This is a genomic window from Pseudoalteromonas sp. S16_S37 (assembly GCF_014694405.1).
Taxonomy (GTDB): Bacteria; Pseudomonadota; Gammaproteobacteria; order Enterobacterales; family Alteromonadaceae; genus Pseudoalteromonas.
Map to the genome: position 1 here is coordinate 1 of NZ_JAAUWV010000035.1, position 25,571 is coordinate 25,571.

Genomic DNA, 25,571 nt, shown 5'->3' on the forward strand with positions numbered 1-25,571 from the left:
CAAGGGCTAAACGAACTAACACCTGATGAAGTTTACTTCGGTAAGCAAAGATACGCGGCATGACTGGATCAACCACTTAAAAAGTTAGCTTATGTGTCCAACCAATGGGGTCCAGCTCTATCGACAATTTGCACTGCCACCTGAAATGTCAAACATGGCTAAATTATATCAACAAGGCAGGCTCTCGGTCGTCGGCAACGTGGGTCCTTTGATTGAACCAACCAATGCGACTACCTTCAAACAGGAGAGTGCCAAACTACCTTTAAGATTGTTCTCTCATAACGACCAGCAATCTATTTGGCTGGCAGGTCAAACTGAAGGGGCCCAATTTGGTTGGGCGGGCAAGCTTAACGATGCATTAATTGCGCAAGGTACGCACATGCCAAACACCTTTAGCGCAATTACTACCGCAGGATCGGGCTTGTTAATTGCTGGCGATAAAACAACGCCTTATCATGTCAGTAATGGTCGCGCAGCTAACATTGAGATTTTTGAAGAGTTTGATGAGTCAAACCTGTTAAAACAACATTTTAGTGCCATTACTAATCAAGGCACTCATTTCATTGAACAAGATGTCGCCAGTCAGATGAATAGCGCTTTTGACGCTAATCAAAAGTTCAATGCTGCGATGGAAAACACGCAAATTACCCTACCGTCTTTTGGCAATTCTGATTTAGGAAAGCAGCTTGAAACGGTCAGTAAAGCAATTGCCATTAGAGAGCAGTTGAACGAAAAAAGACAAGTGTTTTTTGTTGCGATGGGCGGCTTTGATACGCACTCAGATCAAGCCAATTCTTTACCTCAGCTTCAACAAACGATGGATGAGTCTATAAGTGTATTTGACCAAGCAATGCAAAAACTGGGGCTATCGGATAGCGTAACTTTATTTACCGCGTCAGACTTTGGAAGAACACTGGTTGTTAATGGTGATGGTACTGATCATGGTTGGGGGGGCCACCACTTCATTATGGGTGGCGCGATAAATGGTGGCACTATTTTTGGAGATATTCCCGAACCTGTTTTAGATCATACCTTAGATGCTGGCCATGGCCGATTGATCCCAACCATGTCGGTAGAGCAATATGCCGCCAGTTTAGGCGCTTGGCTTGGCGTTGAACAGCAAACTTTACGGCAAATTTTCCGTACTCTTGCAAATTTTGGTGACTTGCCAAATATGTTCAAAAAGTAACGGGCTTATTAACCTAGGACAAATCGCCATTATAATTCATTCATAGTGGCGATTTTTTCTATTTGATCTTGCTAGATGTTTGTCACATCAATAAACAATGACTCATCAATATTCGTTGAAGACACCACAGCTTCGCTAAATTCGTACTCTTGACGATCTTCACTTCTATCTAACGGTAGATTTTCAAAATCAAACAGCGCTTTATCCGCCAATTGACTTGGGCTAACATTTTGCATTGCTTTGAATATATTCTCAACGCGACCAGGCGTCTTCATATCCCACTCCACCAACATTGCTTTAATGTTTTGACGTTGTAGGTTTTCTTGCGAACCACACAAGTTACATGGAATAATTGGAAATTCCTTATGTTCTGCATAACGAATTAAGTCGTTTTCTCGACAATATGTTAAAGGGCGTATAACCACATTGCGGCCATCGTCAGAGCGCAATTTTGGTGGCATACCTTTCAATCTCGCGCCATGGAACATATTCAAAAATAATGTTTCAACCATGTCGTCCATATGATGCCCCAGAGCAATCTTCGTCGCGCCGATTTTTTCAGCAAATGAGTACAACGTACCACGGCGAAGTCGCGAACATAGGCCACACGTTGTTTTCCCTTCAGGTATCTTTTGTTTTACAACGGAGTACGTATCTTTATCAACAATGTAATAAGGGATCTCTAACGACTCGAAGTACTCAGGCAAAATATGCTCTGGAAAACCCGGTTGCTTCTGATCTAAGTTAACCGCGACTACTTCAAATGAAATAGGTGCCACCTTTTGCAATTGTAATAGAATATCTAGCATTGCGAATGAGTCTTTACCGCCACTGATACAAGCCATGACCACATCGCCTTGCTCAACCATTCCATAATCGGTAATGGCGTTACCCACTTGCCTTCTCAGTCGTTTTTGTAATTTATTTAATTCAAAAACTTCTTTTCGTGTATCTGTTTGACTCATTTTGCTACTCATATCGTCAATCGCAATGACTACTTTTCAATGGAAATTAGAGGGCGGCAATTATACGGATTTTTTTCGTGCTGAACTAGCTCAATCTACTATTTAGTCGCATTGATACCATGCGAATAAGCAAAAAGCTCAACGGTAAAACAAAGTTATTGGGTTTTGGCAAGATACTTTGTTATTTGGTCAACCAGATGCTGGTACACGCACGCTGTACCAATACAAGGTCTCATTATAAACAGTAGCTATTAGTTGTTATGCAACCCCTTGTTTTCAGTTTGTAGACAAATTCTCATGAAAAGCCAGTAGCCAGAAATGGCTATAATTTTGAATCTAAAATGAAAAATATAGGTTAAATCATCAAGAGTTGATAAGTAGTGGCAAAAAACCACTACTTTAAAAAGCAATATCTGTTATTTACTGATCCAAGGAACTACTTGTTCAATTGCAATGTGAGCATGTGAACTAACAAATCGGTCCTTGCTGTTTTCCCAATCATCAGTGACTAGGAAGTTACAGTAATTATTATCACACTTGATTTGCGTATCAGCAAAATTGACGTCACTAGAAAACTCGACTTTGACCCCCCTTTGCTCAGGCAACAAAAACCCCATCAATTTACTGACAAAAAAACCTGATAAATCCTCTAACAGCTCTTCGAACTCAGTATGCAGTTGATATATATCTGCTTTATTTAGATTTTCTACACTAAAATGCTCGGCTTCAATTTGAAATTTAAGCTGGCAATCATGTTTAGGATTCTGTGGCTCAATAATCACAACCGCTTTATCTTGGTCCAACTGCTTGTCAAATGGTAACAATAGCTGAGCATCTTGGGTATAGGTCAACGGCGCACTGTTTTTTTCGGTGACAATTTCACCTTTGGCGATTTTACATGGCTCAAGCGTCGCGATATCGACCACATAAAAGTTAACTCGAGCAAACTCAAAGTTGCCTTTTTCAAGTACTTTTAACCTATCGTAAAAGCCGTCATATGAAACCACAAATTCCTTTGCGCTTACATTGTGTATACAGCCAAGCAATGCCAAGGCAATAACTACACACTTTTTATTCATCAAAGTAATCCTTGTTATGGCGGATCATATCGTTTAACTCTTCAACATAAGCGTCACCGCGCTCAGAATATGCTACAAGGCCTTCTGTTAAAGTAGTGGCTTCAATCGGCAGCTTTTGCGCTCTCAGCTGAGCGCGCATTGCTCTGAGCTCGCTGTAAGCATCATGGGTGTTGATATTTCTAAAATACGATTTAACGGCGTCACGTACAGATTGAAAAGCAGCAACTTCGTGTGCAGCCTCATCATCTCTTTGTTTTGGAACCATCCCACAACCTTTCTTGTAGCACCACTGCCCGAAAAAATTCAGTCCGATACGCGCAAAACGAGATGTGCCCCATGCGGATTCATTTGCAGCTTGCATAAGCGCAAGTTCTTTTGGAATGATGTCAACGTGTTGTAAGGCATTTTGTAAAGATACTACTGATATTTCCGAACTATCTAAACGATAATAATCAAATATGGTGCGTAGCTTTTTGAGCTGAGCTTTCGTTAAAGGCTCATCAGCTTGGAGCATCATAAGGGCAATCTCTACGGTTGCCCTTTGTTGTTTAATCAGCTTATTTTCTGCGATAACATGAGGTTTTATAAAATCAAAAAAACGTTTTTTCTTCTCTTTTACATCCCTAATCGCCGCAAAGTTAGGAAGATTCACATTGTGTAACGGCTTCTCAACTACCTTTGGTTTGGCAGGTTGCTTTGTCGGCGACTTTTCGTTTGCCGTTTGCAATGAACTTGTTGGATAAATAAAAGGATAACTCAGCGCCCAAATAGACACTAAAGCTATCAATAATTTAATAATTCTGACTTGCATGTCTGTCCTCTTTGCTAATGTGCCAGCCAATTCCATTATTTAGACTGTAAGTTACCTAACCAGCTTGCTAGTATCGGTATACAAGCACATAGCTATTTTTAAAACGTATAAATCAACGCCGAATTATACTTAAACTAATAATTAAACGCGAATTTCTGTTCACTTATCATGTAAAAGTATAGCCTATTGAGTATTGTAATACGGAGCATCTATGCAAACAGTTTGGCAACAACGATTATCTCAGCAACATAAACATCGTCCAAATGACAACCGCTCTCCTTGGCAAGTTGACCGCTCGCGAATTATTCACGCCGCAGCATTTAGACGTTTGCAGGCAAAAACGCAGATCATGGCTATCGGAGTGAACGATTTTTATCGTACGCGCCTGACTCATTCTTTAGAAGTGTCGCAGATCGGAAGTGGTTTGCTACTGCATTTGAAAATTGAAAATCCTGAATTTGAACATTTTCCTTCTACAAGCTTAATTGAAACCTTATGTTTGGCCCACGACATTGGCCATCCGCCATTCGGCCATGGCGGCGAAACTGCGTTAAATTACTTGATGAGAGATCACGGAGGCTTTGAAGGTAACGCGCAAACACTAAGAATCGTATCTAAGCTAGAGCCTTACAGTAAAGGGTTTGGCATGAATCTAACTCGTAGAACGTTACTTGGGTTTGTGAAATACCCTGCGATCATTGACACATTATGGTTCAACAAGCCTACGCACGATAGTAAGCAACGCTTTATTAAAGCAAATGACTGGTTACCAGCAAAAGGGGTGTATCACTGTGATAAAGACGTATTTGATTGGATAATCTCGCCATTTTCAGAGCAAGATCAAAAGTTGCTGCAACAACATCAAGTCATCGATCAGTACCGCTGTAAAACGCAATTTAAGTCTCTTGATTGCGCCATCATGGAGCTTGCTGACGATATCGCCTATGCCGTTCACGATTTGGAAGATGCCATCGCAACAGACACATTGACCTATTCCGACTGGACGCTCTATGCTCAGCCCAAATTGGCTGCTTTGAACTCGCCCTGGCTAGATGCAAATCTAGATAAGATAAGTGAGAGACTATTTTCACGAGATGAAGCTTTAAGAAAAGATGCTATTGGTGAATTAGTTAATTTATTTATAGTTAACAGTGCTCTATCAGTCCAAAATCCAGATTTTGAATCTCCTTTGTTGAAATACAGTGTCACCTTAGACGAAGAGTTTTCAGACATATTGGACATCTTGAAAATATTTGTGTTTGAGCGTTTGATCAGAGAACCTAAAATGCAGCAAATTGAGTTTAGCGGGCAAAATTTACTTATTGACTTGTTTCGTGCATTGGCGAGTGATCCTATGAGGTTATTGCCCTACACAACCCAAGAGCAATATCAACTTGCACAATCAGAACAAATGCAGATGCGCGTTTTAGCCGATTATCTTAGTGGTATGACCGATGAACATGCCCGTAGAACACATAAACGGTTATTTGCCAGTGAATGAAACAAAAAGCCGAGTCATAAAACATGACTCGGCTTTTTTCCAAGCGGCTACAGGTGCTTTTATAGAGCCATAACCGCAGATTAGATACATACTGTTGTCAACAGAATTAAATAGCTGTCTTGCCGTACTGCTTAACAAACTCTTTAACTGGCATGTCATTACAACGCAGGCTACGTGCTTTATGGCCGTGTAACGCAATGCTTGCAACACCATCTTTTGCTGCTTTGATGCATAATTCAGTTTCTGCAGACAATGTTTTAGCAATAAGTGCAACTTTATTTTCCACTAATGTGTTGATGCTCTGATCTGCTTGCTTAGCAATCTCACGAACGTCTTTACCGTTACAAACTAAAGTCTGTGAAAAACGAGAGATAAAAATACCGTGTTTCTGTGCTTCCGTACGAGCAGCGCTAAGTCCTTGTTGGGCTGCAATTACACAAACTTTTGACTCAGCAGATGCATTTACAGGCGTGTATTCTACCTGAGCTGATACTGAAGTAACCGTAGAAAGTGCAACAATTAGTGATAGTGACTTAAACATAATATACCCAATTTGAACGAATTTGCGCGCATTATATAATCAACTTTTCCTTTGTAAATGATAAACGCTTTCTTTTTTGTTCATTTAATAGACTATTTACATCTAGGTAAAATGTTCAGCTAGCGCCGCTAACAACTATCCATATTTTTACAATGGAAGGCTAGTTATTAACCTCTCTTATGGCGTAATTTCACTTAAGCCCTTCAACGATCCAATACTATGAAAAATTGGCGTACGCGAGCAAAAATCCCCGTTTTAGGTAATGGTTTGGTGAATTTATAGCAATTCAAACTCAACTCGCTTTCATGTGAAACTTACTGACACATCAAAAACTCAATTTACATTTTCACTACAAATACTTGCATTAACTTACGCAAGGGCTATTTTTAATTTTGTTATCCAACATAATTTTTAAACTCTTTGTAACTCACATAAGGAACTCGCTATGTTATGGCCTGTAAAAAAAGTAACGTGGAAAGTTGTTCTGGCAGTTTCCGCTTTTAGTTTACTTAATGTTTCAAGTGCATTTGCTGAAGTAGCAATCGTTGTTCACCCAAGCAATACCTCCACCTTCGACCAAGAAACAATTAAGAAAATCTTCTTGGGTAAAGCTAAGTCATTCTCAAATGGCAGAGCGGCAATTCTGATCAGCTCGAGTTCTGGGGACCCAGTAACTGATGAGTTCAATACCAAAGTCATAGGTAAGTCGAGCAGCCAAGTGAAAGCTTACTGGTCAAAAATCCTGTTTACGGGTAAAGGCACCCCTCCTCAAGAGATGGACTCAGCAAGTGATATTATTTCGGCTGTATCTTCCAATCCAGATGCCATTGGTTACGTCGACGCCGGTGCTGCCACCGATGCAGTTAAAGTCGTAGCAACATTTTAAGTAGGGGTATAAATATGAAAAGCTTATTAACTGTTACTTCCTCCATTGCGATGCTGATGTCAACATGTGCGCTCGCAGATGTTCAGATCAGTGGCTACGGTTCAATCATTGCTGGTAAAACACTAGGCACTGTTGACGACCCATTAAAGCCTGGGCAAACGCGCGATGAGGTCTTCACTGCTGACTTTTATGATGTTGGACAATATAAGAACGACTTAACCTTTAAAGCTGAATCAATGTTTGCTGTGCAAGCGGTTATCGACTTAGCTGACAACTTTTCAGCTACTGCCCAGCTTGTAGCAAAAGGCGTTGATGACTTTGAACCTGAATTTGATTGGTATTATGTAACCTATCAAGCGACAGAGCATCTCAGAATCATGGCTGGCCGTCGTAATATACCTATGTACTATTTTTCAGAGTTTTCTGAAGTCGGTTACGCTTATCCTTGGATGCGTCCACCATCAAATTTATACTGGTGGCAAGTTACCCAGTTCAATGGCATAAGTGCAATGTATGACTTTGAAATGGGCGGATTTTCAAACACATTAACCTTCTTTTATGGTAATGAATACTCAGATGATAACGTTGAGATGATCTACTATAACAAGCTATATGGCGGTAATGCCCGTACAGTTAATGAGTTTTGGACCGATATCACTGGTATGAACTGGAATATCTCGGGCGACAATTTTGACTTGCGTTTCGTGTATTTTACAAACGACCGTGATAGAGAAACCATTCAACAAGACGGTAGCATTGACCCTTATTCGCCTTTCTCGCAAACATTTATGGGGTTAGGCGGTAACATTTCTCTTGATAAGTTCACCTTACTCTTTGATATCAATATGGTAGATTATGATGATAATGTTGGGACTGAGTTTCCGACCTATCTGCTTTCATTGGTATACAACTGGGGTGACTACCAGCCTTATATATCGTATTCAAAAGCTGACCATGAACGAACCAAAGGTGCAACACCTACTGAGGATTTAGAAGAGCACTATGTACTTGGCTATGGCTTGCGCTATAACTTTTTACCAAATGCAGCGTTTAAAATTCAGTATGACAAATTTGTTGACCAAGGCCATAAACCTACAGGTTGGGCTTACCATGGTGATTCTAGAGTCATCACATTCGGCGTAGACTTTGTGTTCTAAATAAATTGCCGTCATAATTGAAGCGCCCTTTAAAAGTTTAAAGTGGCGCTTTTTTATTGCAAATATTTTCTACAACCTCTTTGTCATTGTACTTCCCCACCATCACAAAATTTGCACTCAGGTTTAGATAGAAACTTTGCAATTGCACGTGCTATGAAATTGGCATTAATTACAACCCAACTAAGATATTCAACATCAAAGCGCTCTTATTGTGCAGATAACTGGCGATTACAGTTCAATACAACACCCGGTGTGTAAAATCGTGTTATCGGTCAAATTTGCCAATCGAAAGCTTAGGTTATTTAGCTGTGAGTCAATGAATGATATTATTCAAAAGCTTAGTTTTAGTCAGCCAAACATTGACTGTAAGGCTGAGCAAAATCTTCTAAATGTAATCAATGCGCCAATGACAGCAATATCACTAGTATAATAAGGTAGTTAAAAATGAAAATTATCTCTTTTAATATCAATGGACTAAGAGCTAGACTCCATCAACTTCAAGCTGTGATTGACAAGCATCAACCCGATGTTATTGGTTTACAAGAGATCAAAGTACATGATGAAGCCTTTCCTGTTGAAGATGTAGAGGCTATGGGATATCACGTTTATTTTCATGGTCAAAAAGCACATTACGGCGTTGCTTTACTATCAAAAATGCCTGCTAAGCAAATCCAAAAAGGCTTTTTAAGCGACACCGAAGAGTCTCAAAAACGCATGATTATTGGTACTTTTGATAGCCTATCGGGCAAAGAAGTCACCATTATGAATGGCTACTTTCCTCAGGGTGATAATATTAATCATGAAACTAAATTCCCGTATAAGCGCCAATTTTACGCTGACCTCATGAGCCATTTAGATACCCACTGTGACAAAGAACAAGCGCTAGTAGTCATGGGCGATATTAATATTTCTCCGACAGATTTAGACATAGGTATTGGTGAAGCTAATCGTAAGCGCTGGCTAAAAACAGGTAAATGTTCATTCCAACCTGAAGAACGCCAATGGTTAGATACGCTTTTAACTTGGGGATTTAAAGATACCTTTAGAGAACTCAAGCCTTATAATACCGAGCAATACTCGTGGTTTGACTATCGTTCACGCGGCTTTGACGACAATAGAGGACTTCGTATTGACGTGATCCTAGCCACTGATACATTAATGCAGCATTGTGTAGAAAGCGACATAGATTATGAGCTGCGTGGCATTGATAAGCCATCCGATCACGCACCTATTTGGGCTACCTTTAACATTTAATTATGTGGCTCTTGATAGTGATGGCTGCCCTTTTTGCAGCCACAATCAACAAACAAACTTACGCTACTTTAATTGTTCGCCCTGCTAGGCAAACTGGCGTGTTTGCTTGTGCGCTCTGCTTGGCGCTGATGTGGCAAATAAAAGCGGGTATTTTGGAACACCTTGATATTCATATTTTAGGCCTCACCGCGGTCACTTTAATCATGGGCTGGCGACTGGCTTGTTTGAGCGGACTGCTTGCTGGTTTGTTACTTGTCTCTTTCACTGAGATGCCTTTCTCCCAGCTGCCTGAGTTGTTAGTTTTCAGTGTTTTTGTTCCGATTTACTTAAGCTATGGTCTATTTTTATTGTGCTATAAGTTTCTGCCGAGGCACTTTTTTGTCTATATATTTGTGTGCGCATTTTTATGTGCAGGTGCAGTAGGCGCGGCAAAAATACTCATCAGTGGAGGTTATTATTACTTACTTGGCCTGTATGACCTGATAACACTGAAAGAGAATTACATATTCTATGCAGTTATTATGTGGTTCCCTGAGGCTATGTTAAATGGCATGACCATTACATTACTTATTACCTATCGCCCTCATTGGGTAAAAACTTTTTATGATCAGGAATACCTTAACAAATGACTTTATTGTATCAGTGCCCTTTGTGCTCAAAGGCACTTTCACAGCAAAAACAAAGCTTGTGTTGTGAAAATCGTCACCAATTCGATTTTGCCAAAGAAGGTTACGTTAACCTCTTACCTGTACAGAATAAAAAATCTAAGCAACCAGGTGATAATTTGCAGATGGTGCAAGCTCGCCGAGCATTTTTTGCCACTGATCACTATGTTTTCTTGCGCCAAGCCATCGTAAACCTGATATGTAGTTATCAGCCGAACACGGTAATAGATTTGGGATGTGGAGAGGGATTTTATACACACGCAGTTGCAAACGCACTCGCCGAGCAAACCAATCACCAAATATATGGGGTTGATATATCTAAATCTGCGATTAAATATGCCGCTAAGCGCTACAAAAATGTGAACTTTAGTGTTGCCTCAATCAAACAAGCTCCCTTTGCAGATGGTACTGGCGACTTACTTTTAAGTGTTTTTGCTCCAATTTTTGAAAATGAATTGCATCGGCTATGTGCGGATAATGGTACAGTGCTAATCGTCAGCCCAGGACCAAAACATTTATTTGAGCTAAAGAAGTTTATCTATGATGATGTGCAACTGCATGAGCCAATGGCAACACCTAACGGCTTCAGTTTAACCAATCACACTTTAATTGAAGAAAAGCAAACAATCGACTCTCAAGTGATCGAACATTTGATCCAAATGACCCCTTTTGCATGGAAATTTAAAGATACTCATTACCAAGCGCTAAAGGTGCATGCCAGCCACGATGTCACGCTATCGTTTTATCTTAATGAGTTCAAACGAGCCTGAGCGTTACCAGCAGCTCTTACACATTAGAGCTGCTCTTTTGTGAATGCTTTGTCCATTTTATCGAACATATCTGCGAGCAATTTCGCAAGATCTCTGTAACGAGGTTTTCTCGACGCTATAGGCCTGTCGTAACCATTAGCAACCATTTTGTGATAAAGCTCATTGTACCAAGAGCACAACGAAGGATTGAGCGGCGTTTCACAACGTTTGCCTAGCCACAGCAAGCATTGTACTGGTAAAGATAAGAAAAACAAAGCGATAGCAATTGCTTGTGGAAGATATTGCATGCCTAACTGGCTGGTTTGAAAAAACACCGTAAATATTGCCAACACGGGCATCACAGACAGCGACATTTCGGTCGCTTTGACCACTCTAAATTCCGCAAACATAGGCGCAAGCTCTTTGCGCATTGGCCACTCCTTTGCGTATTGGCGTCCAAGCTGCACTTGTGAAATAAGACTTTTTTGCATCATCACTCCTAGGTGCTAACTTTTAAGTAAAAATTCGGGTAAAATTACTAATCATTAAGTCAATTATACCTTTGTCTAGCGTGTAGCTTATTCGCCACCATGCCTTAAGCTTAATATGCGTTTACTGTTATTGTCAAAACGGAAAGTCATTATGTCATCTTCCCATGTTCTGGTTTTAAACTGTGGTAGTTCCAGTCTTAAATTTGCCATCATCGATATTGAGTCTGGTGCTGAAGTGCTTTCAGGCTTGGCTGAATGCCTTGCCGAGCAACAACCGCTTATAAAATACAAGTACGATGGAGCCAAACAAACGATCACTCTAAATGAAGGTGATGCGCATCAAGTGGCGATCGCGCGATTAGTTGAACTCGTTAAACATCTTGGCTTAGATATGCAACTCATTGCCGTGGGGCATCGCGTTGTTCATGGTGGAGAACATTTTACTCATTCTGTGTTGATCACTGACAAAGTGCTGCAAGCGATTAAACAAACCAGTACACTGGCACCACTACATAACCCAGCTAACCTGTTGGGTATCGAAGCAGCACAAGCTGCATTCTCAACTTTGCCACAAATCGCTGTTTTCGACACTGCATTTCATCAAACAATGCAACCACAAGCGTTTTTGTATGCCTTACCTTACTCGCTATACAAAAATCACGGTATTCGCCGCTATGGGTTTCATGGAACTAGCCACTATTATGTATCGGCCCAAGCACATCAAATTTTAGGGTTAGATAAAAATAACTCACGTATCGTCAGTGCCCACCTAGGAAACGGCTGCTCAGTTACAGCCATTAAAAATGGTCAATCGGTAGATACAAGCATGGGTTTAACACCGTTAGAAGGTCTAATGATGGGCACTCGAAGTGGCGATATTGACCCGGGGATCTTCGCATTTTTGGTAAACCAATTGAAATACTCTCCAACGCAAGTAGACCTTTTATTGAATAAACAAAGTGGACTACTTGGGATAAGCGAGCTGTCTAACGACTGTCGAACCATTGAAGAAGCTGCAGCAAACGGCCACGAGCAGGCCAAACTGGCGCTGGATATATTTTGTTATCGCTTAGCCAAACAGATAGCCGCTTTTGCCGTGCCGCTTGGTGGCCTTGATGCGCTCATTTTCACGGGCGGGATCGGTGAAAACTCAGATGCCATCCGTAGCAAAGTTGTATCTCAATTGGCATTTTTAGGATTGCAGTTAGACAAAGATAAAAATTTAGCCGCGCGATTTGGCCACCAAGGTGTCATAACTTCTGGCGAACTGCCTTGTGCCATTGTCATCCCCACCAACGAAGAGTGGGTCATTGCAACGGATGCAGCAGCCATAGCACAGGAGCAATAATATGGGACGTCGTATTATGCTCATCCCAGTATCGACTGGGGTCGGCCTGACATCTGTGTCGGTTGGCTTAGTGCGTGCGCTTGAGCAAAAAGCAGTTAAAGTTAATTTTTTCAAACCTATTGCTCAACCTCGTAAAGACGAACAAGGGCCTGAAAAATCAACTCTGATTGTTAAACAGGGTTCAGCCATTAATCCTCCACAGCCGTTTGAGTTAAGCTATGCAGAACAAATGATCGGCGATGGCAAAGGCGATGATTTGCTTGAAGAAATCGTAGAGCGCTTTGAAAGTGCCATTGCTGATGATGAAGTTGCCATCATTGAGGGCATGGTCCCTACTCGATTACAACCCTATGCAGGGCGAGTAAACCGGGAAATAGCACAAACACTTGGTGCTGATATTGTATTTGTTCTCACGCCGGGTAACGACAGCAATGAGCAACTCGAAGATCGTTTGGAAATTGCCGCAGGTAATTACGGTACGGTTAATCACTCACGCGTGCTGGGCTGTATTTTTAACAAAGTAAACGCACCATTAGACGAACAAGGTAGAGCTCGCGCCGATTTAGTGGATCAGCATGAGCCTGAAGAGCTTGAAAACGAAATGAATCGCCTTGCGTCGTTACCAATTTTCCGTAAACATCCATTTATGCTGCTTGGCTGCATACCATGGGACTTTGACCTAGTTGCACCTCGTGTAATTGACTTAAGCAATTATCTCAAGGCTGAGATAATTAATGCAGGCGATATGGAGCATAGACGTTTACGCAGAGTTACATTTTGTGCCAGAACGGTATCGAATATTCTTAATCACTTTACTCCCGGTGCTTTGCTTGTCACGCCAGGAGATCGCTCAGATGTACTGGTCGCCGCATGCCTTTCTGCGATGAACGGCACCAAGATAGGCGCGATATTGCTGACCGGTGGGTTTAAACCTGAGCCTCGCATCATGACTTTGTGTGAGCAAGCAATGGAAACCGGTTTACCTATCCTTGCAACAACCGCAGATACTTGGCGAACGTCATTGCTATTACACAATTTTAATATGGAAGTACCCAGTGATGACGAGCAACGCATCGATAAAGTAAAACAACACAATGCAAGCCATATAGACTCGGATTGGTTAGATCAGTTAGCTGTAGGCGTGGCCAAAACACGTAAATTATCGCCACCAGCGTTTCGTTATTTGCTGACTGATTTGGCACGTAAAGCCAACAAAACCATCGTGTTACCTGAGGGCAATGAACCACGCACGATTAAAGCAGCTGCGATATGCGGTGAGCGAGGTATTGCAAAAACAGTGCTACTTGGCGAGCGTGAAGAAATCGAACGAATTGCAGCTCAACAAGGTGTTGAATTAAATGAAAATGTAATTATTTTGGAGCCTCAGCAGCATATTGATAAATACATCGCACCTATGGTTGAACTACGTAAAGGCAAAGGCCTGACCGAAGTCGTTGCACAAGAGCAATTACAAGATAACGTGGTTTTGGGCACCATGATGCTCGCATTGGATGAAGTGGATGGCCTAGTTTCAGGCGCTGTGCATACCACCGCGAATACCATTCGACCACCTCTGCAACTGATAAAAACAGCACCGGGTTCTTCTTTAGTCAGTTCAGTATTTTTTATGCTACTTCCTGATCAGGTATTGGTATACGGCGACTGTGCGATTAACCCAGATCCAACCGCCGAACAGTTGGCTGATATCGCCATCCAATCTGCCGATTCAGCAGCTGCATTTGGGATTGAGCCTCGTGTTGCCATGATAAGCTACAGCACAGGGACATCAGGACAGGGCGCTGACGTTGATAAGGTTCGTGAAGCGACGAAACTAGCACAGCAAAAAAGGCCAGATCTCGATATTGATGGACCTTTGCAATATGACGCCGCAATCATGGAGAATGTTGCAAAGAAAAAAGCACCTGATAGCAAAGTAGCAGGTAAGGCTACCGTTTTTGTATTTCCAGATCTGAATACCGGTAATACAACATACAAAGCGGTACAGCGTAGTGCTGAACTGATCAGTATAGGTCCAATGCTGCAAGGTATGCGCAAACCTGTAAACGATTTGAGCCGAGGCGCACTGGTAGAAGACATTATCTACACCATTGCACTTACAGCAATACAAGCACAACAAATCTCTGATCAGCAAAGATAATTACCTGCAAGCCAAGGTTTTTTAAGGTTAACTTATTAAACTCTTGGCTATACTATGTAGATTAAACTTATTGGAAAGAGGTAGAGCATGTCAAAACAAACGCTGCAACTGCTCAGCCAAACATTTACCATTCATAGCCTTGATTGCGATGCCGATATTCCTAGAGAGGTGGTAAATGCCAATATTTTTTTCATTGCAAAAACTGAAGACGAACTCTCTATTGTATGCCCCAGCAACATTAAGCTAGACAGCTTTGCCGCTGAGAGTGATTGGCGAGTGCTTGAAGTGATAGGCCCGCTGGGGTTTTCATTAACAGGTATCATGGCAAATATTTCTGGTGTGCTTGCAAAGGCGCAGGTTTCAATCTTTTCAGTGTCAACTTACGATACAGACTATATACTCGTAAAACAGCAGCAAATTGACACAGCAATAAAAGCCCTCAAAAAAGACGGATATCTGGTTCTATAAATGCAATTTTCTAAAGCAGTTACCTACGCCCCTATCACATCGCTTAGCAATCTTTTTATGCACCTTGCAAGCCCTTTTACCGGCAAGGTTCATCCTCTGAACGTACATCCTGAACCGCTATTTTCAACAGGGATACTAGGAAGAGGTGTATGTGTTGAAATGACGAGTAACAAAGTGACATCACCGGTTAGCGGAACGATAGAGCAAATAAAACGAAAAGGGTGTGAGTTTATTATCGTTGCAAATAACGGTCTAAAATTATTGGTTCACGTACAACTACCTACTGAATATGCATCACTAGACAGGCAACCCATTAATGCTTTTGGTAAAGAGCAAATCGAGCAAGGCGAAGTTCTAGCCTATTTTGACTTACCAACATCACAACTAAAAATATTGGGGACACTTATTGTGCTCAATGCAGATAAGCTGGGACCATGTTATTATCCTTTAAAACAAGTGACTGCTGGGCAAGATCCCCTGCTCACTCTAACCAGAAAGTAACCAACATAAGGCCATAAACAATGACCATCATGTACGGTATCCCAAACTGCGATACAATAAAAAAAGCAAAAAAACTTCTTAGCGACAACAACATTGCATTTAGCTTTCATGATTATAGAAAAGAAGGTTTGGATGAAACCTTGCTCGATACGTTTTTTGCACAGTTAGGATGGGAAAATGTTCTCAACAAACGCGGTACAACTTATCGCGCTTTAACTGAAGAACAAAAACAAACTCTTAATGAGCAAACGGCAAAGGCTCTTTTACTAGACGCCCCAGCGATGATTAAACGCCCTATTCTCGTGCACAATGACAAATATTACCTAGGCTTTAAAAAAGAGCAGTACCAAGAGATTTTTGCTCTATGAGTGAACATATTACCAGTGACGTTGTACAACTCGCGCAATCCTTGATCCAACTGCCTTCCGTAACACCTGAAGACGCGGGATGCCAAAAACTGATGAATCGACGTTTGAGTGCGCTTGGCTTTGCTGTTGAAGAACATTTTTTTGTGGATACGCTGAATACTTGGGCAAGAAAAGGCAACTCAGGCCTGCACTTTTGCTTTGCGGGCCACACTGATGTTGTGCCAACGGGCGATGAGTCTACTTGGCAATATCCTCCGTTTGATGGTCAAATTCATGATGGCATGCTGCACGGTCGTGGCGCTGCGGATATGAAAGGCGCTTTGGCAGCAATGATTGTTGCTACCGAGCGCTTTGTTAAGAAGCATCCAGATCATAAAGGGTCTATCTCTTTTTTAATTACGTCAGATGAAGAAGGACCTTTTGTAAATGGCACAACACGTGTTGTGGATATGCTTCAAACACGTGGCGAAAAAATTGATATGTGCTTAGTGGGCGAACCCTCGTCACGTTCATCTCTTGGCGATGTGGTTAAAAATGGCCGCAGAGGCTCTCTAACTGGGCACTTAAAGGTAAAAGGTAAACAAGGCCATGTCGCATATCCTCACTTAGCCTCTAACCCAATCCACAGAGCAGCTCCGGCGTTAGCTCAGCTAAGTGAAACAATCTGGGACAACGGGAATGAATACTTCCCAGCCACCAGCTTTCAAATTTCTAATATTCAAGGTGGAACTGGCGCAGGTAACGTCATTCCGGGCGTTTTATACGTACAGTTCAATTTTCGCTTTAGTACAGAAGTCACTGAGCAGCAATTAAAAGACAAAGTGCATGATATTTTGCATGCCCACCAACTTGAATATGAAATAGAGTGGAAGTTAAATGGCCTGCCGTTTTTAACTGAGCCGGGTCCATTACTAGACGTCACATTGGCAGCAATTAAAGAAGTGACGGGAACGATTGCAATCCCAGAAACATCTGGTGGCACCTCTGATGGGCGCTTCATTGCGCAAACTGGCTGTAAAGTCATTGAGTTGGGGCCTCTCAATGCGACCATTCACCAAGTAAATGAAAGTGTTAGCGTTGAAGATCTGGATAAACTGGCGCTTATCTATGAACTCATACTTGAAAAATTGCTCACGTGAGGAGAAGTATGGACTATTCCCAAATTGCATGTGGGCTCGCTCAAAACCATCTAACAGATTGGCATGGTAAATTCGTTCATCTGGATATAGTCCACGATTTAACCAGACTTACAGATGCCGCAAAGCTGGCAGGATTTGATTTAAGTGTCGCTTCTGGTCATAGAAGCTTTGAGCGCCAAGCGGCTATTTGGAATGGTAAGTTTGCAGGACAACGACCCGTATACGATTTACAAGGCAATGAAATCGAGCTTGCTAAACTAAATGAGCTAGAAAAATGCGAAGCGATTATGCTGTTCTCTGCTTTACCTGGAGCCAGTCGACATCATTTTGGCAGCGACTTAGACATATATGCACACAACTGCTTAGAACCGCAGCAATCTTTGCAACTTGAGCCTTGGGAGTATGACGCTGGGGGCCCTTTTGCCGAATTTAATCTCTGGCTTGATGAGCATATTCAAGAGTATGGTTTTTTTAGGCCTTATGAGCGCTTTCAAGGAGGCGTTGCGAGAGAGCCGTGGCACATCAGCCACCTAAGCGTTGCCACACAGCTAGAACAACATCAGCATGTGGACAATATTGCCGCTGCGCTTAAGGCGCATGAGGTCTTAGGTAAGCAATGTATTTTGAACCACTTACCTGAACTTTATCGTCGGTTTATTCGTAATATAACGTTACCTGCTTAGTACATAACCTCAACAAAACGGGTAGCAGCGCAAATATGGCTGCCCCCGTCGTTTTTTATGACTGACGGTAACTTGCGAAAAATCGCTGCATCCGTGCCATCGCTGGCTCAAGTTCATCTTTATGAGGTAGAAATACCAACCTGAAATGATCCGGCTCAGGCCAGTTAAACGCTCGACCATGCACGAGCAATATTTTCTCTTCTCGCAGCAAGTCTAACATCATTTTTTCATCGTTTTTAACATTGAACTTAGCCGTATCCACTTTGGCGAAGGCGTATAACGCCCCTTTTGGCTTAACACATGACAAACCATCAATGTTATTTAGGCCTTCATAGGCAATGTTACGTTGTTCAAAAAGGCGGCCACCAGGTTCTATCAAAGCATCTATTGACTGAACCCCACCAAGTGCCTGTTGAATTGCAAATTGGGCGGGTACATTGGCGCACAAACGCATAGACGCGAGCATATCTAATCCTGTAGCTAAATCACTCATTGCACTTACTTTGCCACTTAAAATCATCCAGCCCATACGCAAACCTGCTGCTCGGTATGTTTTTGCCAAACCGTTAAAAGTGATAACCGGTAAGTCGTCACATAAAGCCGCAATCGATGTATGCTCAGCACCATCGTATAAAATCTTTTCGTAGATCTCGTCAGACAAAAGTAACAACTGATGCTCACGAGCGATATCAATTAACCCTTGCAGTAATGTTTTATCGTACACTGCACCTGTGGGATTATTTGGATTGATTAGTACTAATGCTTTGGTTTTATTGGTTACCTTTTTCTTGATATCTTCTAAATCAGGAAACCAATCTTGTTGTTCATCGCAGCGGTAATGGACCGGTGTGCCACCTGCAAGTTTTACCGAGGCAGTCCAAAGTGGATAATCTGGCGCCGGAATAAGCACTTCATCGCCATTATTGAGCAATGCTTGCGTGGTCATTTGAATTAGCTCACTCACACCATTGCCAATATAAACATTGTCTACACTAATATGCGGCAACGATTTTTGTTGGTAATGTTGATAGACCGCGACTCTGGCAGAATACAAACCTTTTGAGTCACAATAACCCTGAGCTGAATATAAATTACGTATGATGTCGCGGTGCATATCCTCTGGCATATCAAAGCCAAAGGCCGCTGGATTACCGATGTTAAGCTTTAATACCTTAAGCCCATCTTCTTCCATTTTTTTTGCTTGAGTTAACACCGGACCACGAATGTCATAGCAAACACCGTGAAGTTTGTTACTTTTTGTGATTTTTGTCATTAATCCCCCCATTTCCGCCGCTTAGCATAGCTCAATTAGGCTTATGAAAACTAGAGGGATAAAACAAGATATTGCGGATATTTATAAAAGTTATGAGTTCTTTGAAAGCCATTGTAATAATTGCGACTTTGAGCCAACAACTTGCTCCGTAATGATATCCATATTTTCACTTACGGTAGCATCATCCCCTTTAATTAAGCCCTGCTCTATTGCTCTTGCTGTACTACTCAAACTTATAGCACCAAACTGCGCCGCGTTTGACTTTAAGCTATGGGCATGACGAATAGCTTCTTGTTTGTCTGAATCTAGTGCGAGTTTCAGATCGTTCTCCAACCTTTCAAATTCACTACAGCAAAAAATCAAGGTATCCTCAAACTGGTCCCCTAGTAGGGATTGCATACTTTCCAATGCCCCATTATCAATACTTACACTCATAAAGTTCCCTTCCTACAGGTTATTGTTACTAATGCTAGACAATTCACCTTTGCTTAGCAAAACAATTTGATATTTATGATAACATTTATCACATGATTTAGATTTTGAACAAACAATGAAAAGAAGTTGCTGCCCAAAATGCCATTACCCAAACACCACATGTGTTTGCAAATATGTCAGCTCTCCCATAGCAAACAATACCAAAGTTATTGTGTTGCAGCATCCAAGCGAAGTCACAGTTGCCAAAAATACTGTCAGACTACTCACGCTGCAACTGTCTAATATCGACGTGTTCATCGGCGAAGACGCCGCTGATTTTGAGAGCGCAAGACAACTTATCGAAAATAGCGATAGCGCTTTGTTATACCCAAATGAACAAGCTGTGTCGGTTCAACAGCTAAGCTGTCAATCAAAAAAAATTGATACGCTGGTTGTTATTGATGGCACGTGGAAAAAGGCCCATAAAATTCTGGCTACGAACCCTTGGCTTATGAAGCTTCCCTCAGTGACATTCGCGAAGCTTCCGCATAATCAATATCGAATTCGCAAGGCTGAGCAAGAGAACAGTTTGTCATCGCTAGAGGCTGTTGCGTTATTTTTAAATGAATATGAGCATAAAGATCAACAACCTCTACTCAATTTGTTAAATGGCATGATAGCCGAACAAACTAAGTTCATGCCCGAACACGTTAAAACTAGGTATGAATAATGGCGCATATCCCGCGAATAACCTTCGGTTTTAAACGACAAGGCCCTGAATATCGCTTTGGAGATCAGACAGATTTCCAAGAAATTAAGCTCACCTTCGGTTTCAAAACCATTACTATTGGCAGTTGGGTCACGCCACACGAGCAACGTCTCGGTGCAAATTTAGTCTATGACGCACTGGCGGATCTTGCACAAATACTTCAAGTGCCACCATTTGTAATCGGCTTAAAAGGCACATTAAACTTTGCGCTTGGCACTGGTGGCCAGCTCGGCGTGCAAGCGCACTATGATGCGTCAGCAAGAACCTTAGCACTGGCAAAAAATGCCGGTGCAGGAGCGCTTGCACACGAATGGTGGCATGCGTTTGACCACTACATTTGTAAGCATCTTTTTGCGCACTCTAGGCCACTGTCATTTGCATCAAGCCTGTGGCTACAACACCCCCTAAGCAACCACCACCCACTCAATTTACAACTTACACAATTTTTTAAAACGATTCTTTTATCTAGCGATGGAGATAAACCAAGTCAATTCTTTGAGCACGCTAAACAACTTGATAACCAATATGGGCTGCTTTATTTCAGTCGTCCTCAAGAATTAAGTGCCCGTGCTTTTGAAACGTGCATTGCTTACAATACCTCAATAAGCAATGAATATTTAGTAAGTGGTGTAAAAAACAGCGAACTACAACAGCAAGGTGGATTCCCTGATTTAGCTCAAACCGCCATTCTCTCGGATATCATCTTTAACTATTTTAAAGCGTTAGGTACAGCTTTACATCATCGCTCTGACTGACTTTGTATAGCCATTGCAAATACTCATCAAATGACAGTGATTTTGCAATAAAATAACCTTGTCCATAATCGCATCCATAGTGTTGCAAACGAGTATAACTTTCAACACTTTCAATACCTTCAGCAACCACTTTCAAACCCAGACTATGCGCCATATCCGACATAGCTTTGGCGATTGTTTGATTGCTTTTTGAGGTTTCAATATCCATAATGAACTGTTTATCTATTTTTAACTCGTCAAACCCTAAGCGACTTAGATAAGCCAACGATGAGTAGCCGGTACCAAAGTCGTCTATCGCGAGCTTCACACCAACGCTTCGGTAATCGTCCAGTACATTTTTCAGATTGTTTTCGTTGGCGATAGTTACCGATTCGGTTATCTCGATTACTATTTGTGACGGGTTCAAATTAAGCTCATTGACCAGCGTGATCAAGTGCACCAAGAGCTCTTTTTTCGCCAAGTCTTTGCCCGACATATTTAAAGATAGAACGTGCCCTGGGTACTGTTCAACCAGTTGTTTTTGATAGTTAAGACCTTTTTCAAGCACTAGCTCAGTCAATGCATGAATAAGTCCCGATGATTCTGCAATAGGAATAAACTCATCTGGCGGTATTTGCCCAAGCTTTGGATGAAACCAGCGTAATAACCCCTCGGCACCAAACACTTTACCGGTGGCTAGATTTACCTGAGGCTGCAGATACAAACTAAATTCGTCATTATCAATCGCATCTTTTATCGCTGAAGATATTCTCATTCTTCGCTCAGAAATCACCGAGTTAGCAAGGTCAAATATTTGCCAACGGTCGCTATGTTCTGATTTTGTAGATAGCGCCAACATCGCTCTTTGTATTAAGCCCTCTGCGGTTTTAGCATGTATTGGGGAATGAGCAACGCCTACTTCTATTTCATCCACAAGACGGGTACCTTTGTACTCTATCCCATCCTCAAATACGCCGGATAAAATGCAAACATATTGCTCTATTTGGCTCAAAGACAGTTTCCCAAGCAAGGTTATGCCAAAAGTGGTGTCATCCAAACGAAATATCTCGGTTTTGGTTGCCTTTGTATCACTGAGTGTGACTGTACCATAGGTATCCAACTGCAAATATAGCTTACTGATCAATTCATTTAGATGTTTGTTAGCCTGCTCAATCCCTATGTTCAAACGTATAGAGCGGATAACCAATGGCCTGAAGAGCAGTAAAGTATGATGTGTATTACCATGCGCTAGACGCTGTAAATATTGGTTCAAAGCAAAACGATTCGATAGTCCTGTGTCAGGGTCATGCAAACTGTAAAAAACAATGCGTTCTTTGTGTTTTTTATCATTAATAAAAACATGAAACATCAGAAGTAAAATATGTGTCGCAATTGCCAGTTTACTTATTTCTAGCATTTGCGCATTAGCAATAATGCCTAATTGCATACTGATCCATACAAAGCCCAGTGCTAACATCGGCAGCCAAGCAGCGGCCATCAACCAGATATCGTCTCTAGATTCCTCTCTCATACGATAGTAAATTGTTATCAACGTAGCACTTGTTACTAAGCAAGCCAGCGCTTGAAATTGATTTGATAAGGAAGCTTGTATACCAAAAGAGATCACCGCAACAGCCACAAGAGACCCTGTTATGGCCCAAATAGTATAAGAAAGTGTTTTTTTATCTCTCATATACGAAAAATATGATAGGTGGTAGGCCAAACACATCGCACAAGCCAATATCAGCCAACTACCATTAAATGACGCAATAGCCTTACCGACTTCCATAGGCAAATAAAAGTAAATACTGCCGTTATTAACACTGCATTGAATTGTAAAAAAACTAATATAGACACCGAGTAACGCTAAGTGCTTACCCTTGGTCAGTACAGCCATTAAAGCTAAAGACAACGCAACAAAATGCAATAAACCTAGCTCTATACCATACCAAAACAGCATTGATTGACTGTGTTTTTTAAAATCCAGCTCAGACATAATGTGGTAATCAAATTTAACTGTATAAGGTGCGCGTAAATGAATATAAACTTGAGTATTAGGCTCTGCGTTTTGATATGTGATGTGTGGAGCGATACTTTGCAGCCGAGTTAATGCTGAGTTGTCCTTAGGAATACTGACTTTTTTTTCTACAAACCCTTGCTTTACAAGGTAAAACTCAAGCAGACTATTGATTGGTTTCTCTAAGTATATAACTTGAGCAGAGTTTGATGCTGCAAACAAAGAAACATCAACCTTTAGCCAAGTTGACACCAGTTTAGGCGCAGCAGCATGCGGCTCTTGCAAAGGTGTGAAATCGCTTTGAATTTTAATAATGTCGTCAATTGTTTTCAGATTGCTAACATCAAGATAGCTGGATGTAGACGAAGCCAATGAAAAGCAGCTCATTACCATTGTCAGACAGAGCACAATACCCTGAATGGCTTTGCAGATACCCATCTTAACTCCTTTAACTTTCATCACGTATTTTACACACGACTTATAATTAGTATGGAAGCTTTGCGAGTTATTGCTAATTGTTTAGTTAAAAATGGTGGCGATTAACCTTACAGTCAATTACACCACCTGTTCACTTGAGATGTTAATCGTTGTTATTATCAGCACTTATACGGCTGGCAACCGCACTATTCTGGCCTTTATATTTTGCGTCTTTGCGAATGTTGTAAGGATTTTCCGCTGGGCTAGTCATCGTTTCAAAGCTCAATGCCCCAATTTTCATCTTTGGCCTTAAGGCTAAAGGCAGTTTACCCGAGTTATAAAACTCAAGCACAATATTACCTGACCAGCCTGGATCGATACGGTGTGCGGTAACATGTACCATTAACCCAAGACGAGCTAACGATGAACGACCATCTAGCCAGCCAACTAAGTCTGCAGGTAGAGTGACTGATTCATAGGTAATAGCAAGCGCAAGCTGACCGGGGTGAAGAAAGAATGCTTGGCCATCTTCCAGCACTATTTCGTCACTCATTATAGATTCCATGGCAGCATTTATTTGATCTTTAGGACCACTTAAATCCACGTATGGCGCACCGTGATCTTGAAATACTCTGAATTTATTACCTAATCTCAAGTCTACAGTGATACCCGAAATCATCTCATCGCTGGGTGCAGGCTCTATAAGTATCTTTTTTTCTTCGATTGCTTGTTTTATATGTTTATCTGACAGTCTCATTAATCAGTCATCCGTTATGACAATATCGACAGTTGACGTCGACAGTGCTTGGTAATACAGCATACTGCTTAAAAGTTGAGCACATGCTATGTAATGTTCAAAAATACCCGTATCATGAGCCAACATTGTTTGTTTATGCTCCGATGCTTCTCTAATTTTTGCGTTAAGAGGTATTTCAGCTAATAGTGGCACGCCATGTCGCTGTGCTAATTGCTCAGCGCCGCGCGTCCCGAAGACATGACTTTTTTCACCACAATGTGTGCAGATGAAGTGGCTCATGTTCTCAACTACCCCTAACACAGGCAAATTCACTTTGTTAAACATTGCAATGCCTTTTTGCGCATCTAACAAAGCAAGATCTTGCGGAGTCGTTACGATCAGAGCACCACTTGCAGGTACTTTTTGCGTCATCGTCAGCTGAATATCGCCAGTTCCGGGCGGCATATCCACGATTAAATAGTCAATCTCTCCCCACTGCGTTTCGTTAAGTAATTGGCTAAGTGCTTGAGAGGCCATTGGCCCACGCCACACAGTCGCATCTTCTGGGGAGACTAAAAATCCGATTGATTGTACCTTAATCTCGTCTTTGATTATTGGGTTAAGTGTTTTGTTATCGTGTGTTGTTGGTTTTTCGCCAAGTACAGAGAATAACGAAGGGATAGACGGTCCATAAATATCTGCGTCAAGGACGCCAACCTTTGCACCTTGGGCTTGCAAAGCTCGCGCAATGTGAACCGCGGTTGTTGATTTTCCTACTCCACCTTTACCTGAAGCGACCAGCACAATGTGTTTGATTTCTTTGTATTGGTACTGCTTTGGCAAGATGCAAGTCATTGTTACATCAAACCGTTTATCAAGTCTTTTAGATAACGTATCACTTAGTAAAGATGCCATGCCATTCGAGGCAAATGGCAGTTGCAGTGACACTTCTATCGGACTTTTTTGCACGTCTATGTTGGTTATCCAATCAGCATTAATACCTAAAGGAAATACACCGTTTTTAAACGCCGCCAATTCACTGATGATCTGTTGTTCTAATGGATTGTCTTTTTTAAAAAGTTTATTGAGACCAAACATAGAAATAAAACGTACTCTAGTGATGAAAAAGACTTCGGAATTATGTAACATTCAACCCATTAAAACCAGTCTATTGATGCTTTACATCCAGAGTAAATGGAAAGTGTAAGCTTAAACTAAGCGCTTTGGTTGATAATTAATCACAGCCACGCGACAATTT

The 25,571-nt window shown here is 41.5% G+C and carries 26 protein-coding genes; 16 read left to right on the forward strand and 10 right to left on the reverse strand.

Going from position 1 to position 25,571, the window contains the following annotated elements; genetic code table 11:
* Positions 1-91: 91 nt before the first annotated feature.
* Complete coding sequence (locus tag HC733_RS14675) at positions 92-1,189, forward strand: DUF1501 domain-containing protein (protein WP_190365775.1); 1,098 nt, start codon at positions 92-94, stop codon at positions 1,187-1,189.
* 71 nt (positions 1,190-1,260) lie between these two features.
* On the opposite strand, the gene ttcA is transcribed toward HC733_RS14675, so the two are convergent.
* From ttcA to HC733_RS14690, 3 genes are all read right to left on the reverse strand, one after another.
* Complete coding sequence (gene ttcA, locus HC733_RS14680) at positions 1,261-2,154, reverse strand: tRNA 2-thiocytidine(32) synthetase TtcA (protein ID WP_190365776.1); 894 nt, start codon at positions 2,152-2,154, stop codon at positions 1,261-1,263.
* A gap of 416 nt (positions 2,155-2,570) precedes the next feature.
* Complete coding sequence (locus tag HC733_RS14685) at positions 2,571-3,233, reverse strand: DUF2987 domain-containing protein (RefSeq protein WP_190365777.1); 663 nt, start codon at positions 3,231-3,233, stop codon at positions 2,571-2,573.
* The gene (locus tag HC733_RS14690) at positions 3,226-4,044 is read right to left on the reverse strand and encodes a glucosaminidase domain-containing protein (protein WP_190365778.1); all 819 of its coding nucleotides are present in this window, start codon (positions 4,042-4,044) and stop codon (positions 3,226-3,228) included. Before HC733_RS14690 ends, HC733_RS14685 begins: the two co-directional genes overlap by 8 nt.
* A 211-nt stretch (positions 4,045-4,255) precedes the next feature.
* On the opposite strand from HC733_RS14690, the gene HC733_RS14695 reads away from it, so the two are divergent.
* A complete protein-coding gene (locus HC733_RS14695) occupies positions 4,256-5,545 on the forward strand; it encodes an anti-phage deoxyguanosine triphosphatase (RefSeq protein ID WP_190365779.1) in 1,290 nt (429 codons plus the stop codon).
* 106 nt (positions 5,546-5,651) lie between these two features.
* Here HC733_RS14695 and HC733_RS14700 read toward each other — a convergent pair whose 3' ends face one another.
* Positions 5,652-6,086 carry an exonuclease III gene (locus tag HC733_RS14700; RefSeq protein WP_190365780.1) on the reverse strand — a complete coding sequence of 145 codons (435 nt, stop codon included), beginning with the start codon at positions 6,084-6,086 and terminating at the stop codon, positions 5,652-5,654.
* Between the two features lie 445 nt (positions 6,087-6,531).
* On the opposite strand from HC733_RS14700, the gene HC733_RS14705 reads away from it, so the two are divergent.
* The 5 genes from HC733_RS14705 to rlmA all read left to right on the forward strand — a co-directional run bounded on the left by HC733_RS14705 (position 6,532) and on the right by rlmA (position 10,818).
* Complete coding sequence (locus tag HC733_RS14705) at positions 6,532-6,972, forward strand: substrate-binding domain-containing protein (RefSeq protein WP_190365781.1); 441 nt, start codon at positions 6,532-6,534, stop codon at positions 6,970-6,972.
* A 14-nt stretch (positions 6,973-6,986) separates the two neighbouring features.
* The gene (locus HC733_RS14710; RefSeq protein WP_190365782.1) at positions 6,987-8,129 is read left to right on the forward strand and encodes a porin; all 1,143 of its coding nucleotides are present in this window, start codon (positions 6,987-6,989) and stop codon (positions 8,127-8,129) included.
* A gap of 444 nt (positions 8,130-8,573) precedes the next feature.
* Positions 8,574-9,383 (forward strand): exodeoxyribonuclease III, encoded by an 810-nt coding sequence (gene xthA, locus HC733_RS14715; protein ID WP_190365783.1) that lies wholly within the window; start codon positions 8,574-8,576, stop codon positions 9,381-9,383.
* Between the two features lie 2 nt (positions 9,384-9,385).
* Positions 9,386-10,012, forward strand: coding sequence for a hypothetical protein (locus tag HC733_RS14720; RefSeq protein ID WP_190365784.1), 627 nt, complete (start codon positions 9,386-9,388; stop codon positions 10,010-10,012).
* A complete protein-coding gene (rlmA, locus tag HC733_RS14725) occupies positions 10,009-10,818 on the forward strand; it encodes a 23S rRNA (guanine(745)-N(1))-methyltransferase (RefSeq protein ID WP_190365785.1) in 810 nt (269 codons plus the stop codon). The genes HC733_RS14720 and rlmA overlap by 4 nt, the downstream gene beginning before the upstream one ends.
* A gap of 23 nt (positions 10,819-10,841) precedes the next feature.
* On the opposite strand, the gene yfbV is transcribed toward rlmA, so the two are convergent.
* Positions 10,842-11,288 (reverse strand): terminus macrodomain insulation protein YfbV, encoded by a 447-nt coding sequence (gene yfbV / locus HC733_RS14730; protein WP_190365786.1) that lies wholly within the window; start codon positions 11,286-11,288, stop codon positions 10,842-10,844.
* Between the two features lie 151 nt (positions 11,289-11,439).
* Here yfbV and HC733_RS14735 point away from each other — a divergent pair, with 151 nt between their 5' ends.
* The 7 genes from HC733_RS14735 (at position 11,440) to HC733_RS14765 (ending at position 17,953) form a co-directional block, all read left to right on the forward strand.
* Positions 11,440-12,636: an acetate kinase gene (locus HC733_RS14735; protein ID WP_190365787.1), complete on the forward strand. Its 1,197-nt coding sequence runs from the start codon at positions 11,440-11,442 to the stop codon at positions 12,634-12,636.
* Position 12,637: 1 nt separating this feature from the next.
* Positions 12,638-14,794: a phosphate acetyltransferase gene (gene pta / locus HC733_RS14740; RefSeq protein ID WP_190365788.1), complete on the forward strand. Its 2,157-nt coding sequence runs from the start codon at positions 12,638-12,640 to the stop codon at positions 14,792-14,794.
* An 87-nt stretch (positions 14,795-14,881) separates the two neighbouring features.
* The gene (locus tag HC733_RS14745; RefSeq protein ID WP_190365789.1) at positions 14,882-15,262 is read left to right on the forward strand and encodes an ACT domain-containing protein; all 381 of its coding nucleotides are present in this window, start codon (positions 14,882-14,884) and stop codon (positions 15,260-15,262) included.
* Complete coding sequence (locus HC733_RS14750; RefSeq protein ID WP_190365790.1) at positions 15,263-15,763, forward strand: PTS glucose transporter subunit IIA; 501 nt, start codon at positions 15,263-15,265, stop codon at positions 15,761-15,763.
* Between the two features lie 20 nt (positions 15,764-15,783).
* Positions 15,784-16,131: an ArsC family reductase gene (locus tag HC733_RS14755; RefSeq protein WP_190365791.1), complete on the forward strand. Its 348-nt coding sequence runs from the start codon at positions 15,784-15,786 to the stop codon at positions 16,129-16,131.
* Positions 16,128-17,270, forward strand: a complete 1,143-nt coding sequence (gene dapE / locus HC733_RS14760) for a succinyl-diaminopimelate desuccinylase (RefSeq protein ID WP_194710063.1) — start codon at positions 16,128-16,130, stop codon at positions 17,268-17,270. The genes HC733_RS14755 and dapE overlap by 4 nt, the downstream gene beginning before the upstream one ends.
* An 8-nt stretch (positions 17,271-17,278) precedes the next feature.
* Positions 17,279-17,953: a M15 family metallopeptidase gene (locus HC733_RS14765; protein WP_190365792.1), complete on the forward strand. Its 675-nt coding sequence runs from the start codon at positions 17,279-17,281 to the stop codon at positions 17,951-17,953.
* A gap of 55 nt (positions 17,954-18,008) precedes the next feature.
* On the opposite strand, the gene HC733_RS14770 is transcribed toward HC733_RS14765, so the two are convergent.
* Positions 18,009-19,226: a pyridoxal phosphate-dependent aminotransferase gene (locus tag HC733_RS14770; RefSeq protein ID WP_190365793.1), complete on the reverse strand. Its 1,218-nt coding sequence runs from the start codon at positions 19,224-19,226 to the stop codon at positions 18,009-18,011.
* Between the two features lie 90 nt (positions 19,227-19,316).
* Positions 19,317-19,661, reverse strand: a complete 345-nt coding sequence (locus HC733_RS14775; RefSeq protein WP_190365794.1) for an Hpt domain-containing protein — start codon at positions 19,659-19,661, stop codon at positions 19,317-19,319.
* 115 nt (positions 19,662-19,776) lie between these two features.
* On the opposite strand from HC733_RS14775, the gene HC733_RS14780 reads away from it, so the two are divergent.
* Positions 19,777-20,370 carry a tRNA-uridine aminocarboxypropyltransferase gene (locus HC733_RS14780; protein ID WP_190365795.1) on the forward strand — a complete coding sequence of 198 codons (594 nt, stop codon included), beginning with the start codon at positions 19,777-19,779 and terminating at the stop codon, positions 20,368-20,370.
* Positions 20,370-21,164: a CLCA_X family protein gene (locus tag HC733_RS14785; RefSeq protein ID WP_190365796.1), complete on the forward strand. Its 795-nt coding sequence runs from the start codon at positions 20,370-20,372 to the stop codon at positions 21,162-21,164. The genes HC733_RS14780 and HC733_RS14785 overlap by 1 nt, the downstream gene beginning before the upstream one ends.
* Here the strand turns inward: HC733_RS14785 and HC733_RS14790 are convergent.
* From HC733_RS14790 to apbC, 3 genes are all read right to left on the reverse strand, one after another.
* Positions 21,124-23,598 carry an EAL domain-containing protein gene (locus HC733_RS14790; protein ID WP_190365797.1) on the reverse strand — a complete coding sequence of 825 codons (2,475 nt, stop codon included), beginning with the start codon at positions 23,596-23,598 and terminating at the stop codon, positions 21,124-21,126. The genes HC733_RS14785 and HC733_RS14790 overlap by 41 nt on opposite strands.
* Positions 23,599-23,740: 142 nt before the next feature.
* The gene (gene dcd / locus HC733_RS14795; RefSeq protein WP_190365798.1) at positions 23,741-24,334 is read right to left on the reverse strand and encodes a dCTP deaminase; all 594 of its coding nucleotides are present in this window, start codon (positions 24,332-24,334) and stop codon (positions 23,741-23,743) included.
* A gap of 3 nt (positions 24,335-24,337) precedes the next feature.
* Positions 24,338-25,411 carry an iron-sulfur cluster carrier protein ApbC gene (apbC, locus tag HC733_RS14800; RefSeq protein ID WP_190365813.1) on the reverse strand — a complete coding sequence of 358 codons (1,074 nt, stop codon included), beginning with the start codon at positions 25,409-25,411 and terminating at the stop codon, positions 24,338-24,340.
* Between the last annotated feature and the right edge of the window lie 160 nt (positions 25,412-25,571).

Bases quoted from the DNA above. Each gene is read 5' to 3' on its own strand.
- HC733_RS14675 (WP_190365775.1), top strand. From the start codon at position 92: ATGTGTCCAACCAATGGGGTCCAGCTCTATCGACAATTTGCACTGCCA.
- ttcA (WP_190365776.1), bottom strand. From the start codon at position 2,154: ATGAGTCAAACAGATACACGAAAAGAAGTTTTTGAATTAAATAAATTA.
- HC733_RS14685 (WP_190365777.1), bottom strand. From the start codon at position 3,233: ATGAATAAAAAGTGTGTAGTTATTGCCTTGGCATTGCTTGGCTGTATA.
- HC733_RS14690 (WP_190365778.1), bottom strand. From the start codon at position 4,044: ATGCAAGTCAGAATTATTAAATTATTGATAGCTTTAGTGTCTATTTGG.
- HC733_RS14695 (WP_190365779.1), top strand. From the start codon at position 4,256: ATGCAAACAGTTTGGCAACAACGATTATCTCAGCAACATAAACATCGT.
- HC733_RS14700 (WP_190365780.1), bottom strand. From the start codon at position 6,086: ATGTTTAAGTCACTATCACTAATTGTTGCACTTTCTACGGTTACTTCA.
- HC733_RS14705 (WP_190365781.1), top strand. From the start codon at position 6,532: ATGTTATGGCCTGTAAAAAAAGTAACGTGGAAAGTTGTTCTGGCAGTT.
- HC733_RS14710 (WP_190365782.1), top strand. From the start codon at position 6,987: ATGAAAAGCTTATTAACTGTTACTTCCTCCATTGCGATGCTGATGTCA.
- xthA (WP_190365783.1), top strand. From the start codon at position 8,574: ATGAAAATTATCTCTTTTAATATCAATGGACTAAGAGCTAGACTCCAT.
- HC733_RS14720 (WP_190365784.1), top strand. From the start codon at position 9,386: ATGTGGCTCTTGATAGTGATGGCTGCCCTTTTTGCAGCCACAATCAAC.
- rlmA (WP_190365785.1), top strand. From the start codon at position 10,009: ATGACTTTATTGTATCAGTGCCCTTTGTGCTCAAAGGCACTTTCACAG.
- yfbV (WP_190365786.1), bottom strand. From the start codon at position 11,288: ATGCAAAAAAGTCTTATTTCACAAGTGCAGCTTGGACGCCAATACGCA.
- HC733_RS14735 (WP_190365787.1), top strand. From the start codon at position 11,440: ATGTCATCTTCCCATGTTCTGGTTTTAAACTGTGGTAGTTCCAGTCTT.
- pta (WP_190365788.1), top strand. From the start codon at position 12,638: ATGGGACGTCGTATTATGCTCATCCCAGTATCGACTGGGGTCGGCCTG.
- HC733_RS14745 (WP_190365789.1), top strand. From the start codon at position 14,882: ATGTCAAAACAAACGCTGCAACTGCTCAGCCAAACATTTACCATTCAT.
- HC733_RS14750 (WP_190365790.1), top strand. From the start codon at position 15,263: ATGCAATTTTCTAAAGCAGTTACCTACGCCCCTATCACATCGCTTAGC.
- HC733_RS14755 (WP_190365791.1), top strand. From the start codon at position 15,784: ATGACCATCATGTACGGTATCCCAAACTGCGATACAATAAAAAAAGCA.
- dapE (WP_194710063.1), top strand. From the start codon at position 16,128: ATGAGTGAACATATTACCAGTGACGTTGTACAACTCGCGCAATCCTTG.
- HC733_RS14765 (WP_190365792.1), top strand. From the start codon at position 17,279: ATGGACTATTCCCAAATTGCATGTGGGCTCGCTCAAAACCATCTAACA.
- HC733_RS14770 (WP_190365793.1), bottom strand. From the start codon at position 19,226: ATGACAAAAATCACAAAAAGTAACAAACTTCACGGTGTTTGCTATGAC.
- HC733_RS14775 (WP_190365794.1), bottom strand. From the start codon at position 19,661: ATGAGTGTAAGTATTGATAATGGGGCATTGGAAAGTATGCAATCCCTA.
- HC733_RS14780 (WP_190365795.1), top strand. From the start codon at position 19,777: ATGAAAAGAAGTTGCTGCCCAAAATGCCATTACCCAAACACCACATGT.
- HC733_RS14785 (WP_190365796.1), top strand. From the start codon at position 20,370: ATGGCGCATATCCCGCGAATAACCTTCGGTTTTAAACGACAAGGCCCT.
- HC733_RS14790 (WP_190365797.1), bottom strand. From the start codon at position 23,598: ATGGGTATCTGCAAAGCCATTCAGGGTATTGTGCTCTGTCTGACAATG.
- dcd (WP_190365798.1), bottom strand. From the start codon at position 24,334: ATGAGACTGTCAGATAAACATATAAAACAAGCAATCGAAGAAAAAAAG.
- apbC (WP_190365813.1), bottom strand. From the start codon at position 25,411: ATGTTTGGTCTCAATAAACTTTTTAAAAAAGACAATCCATTAGAACAA.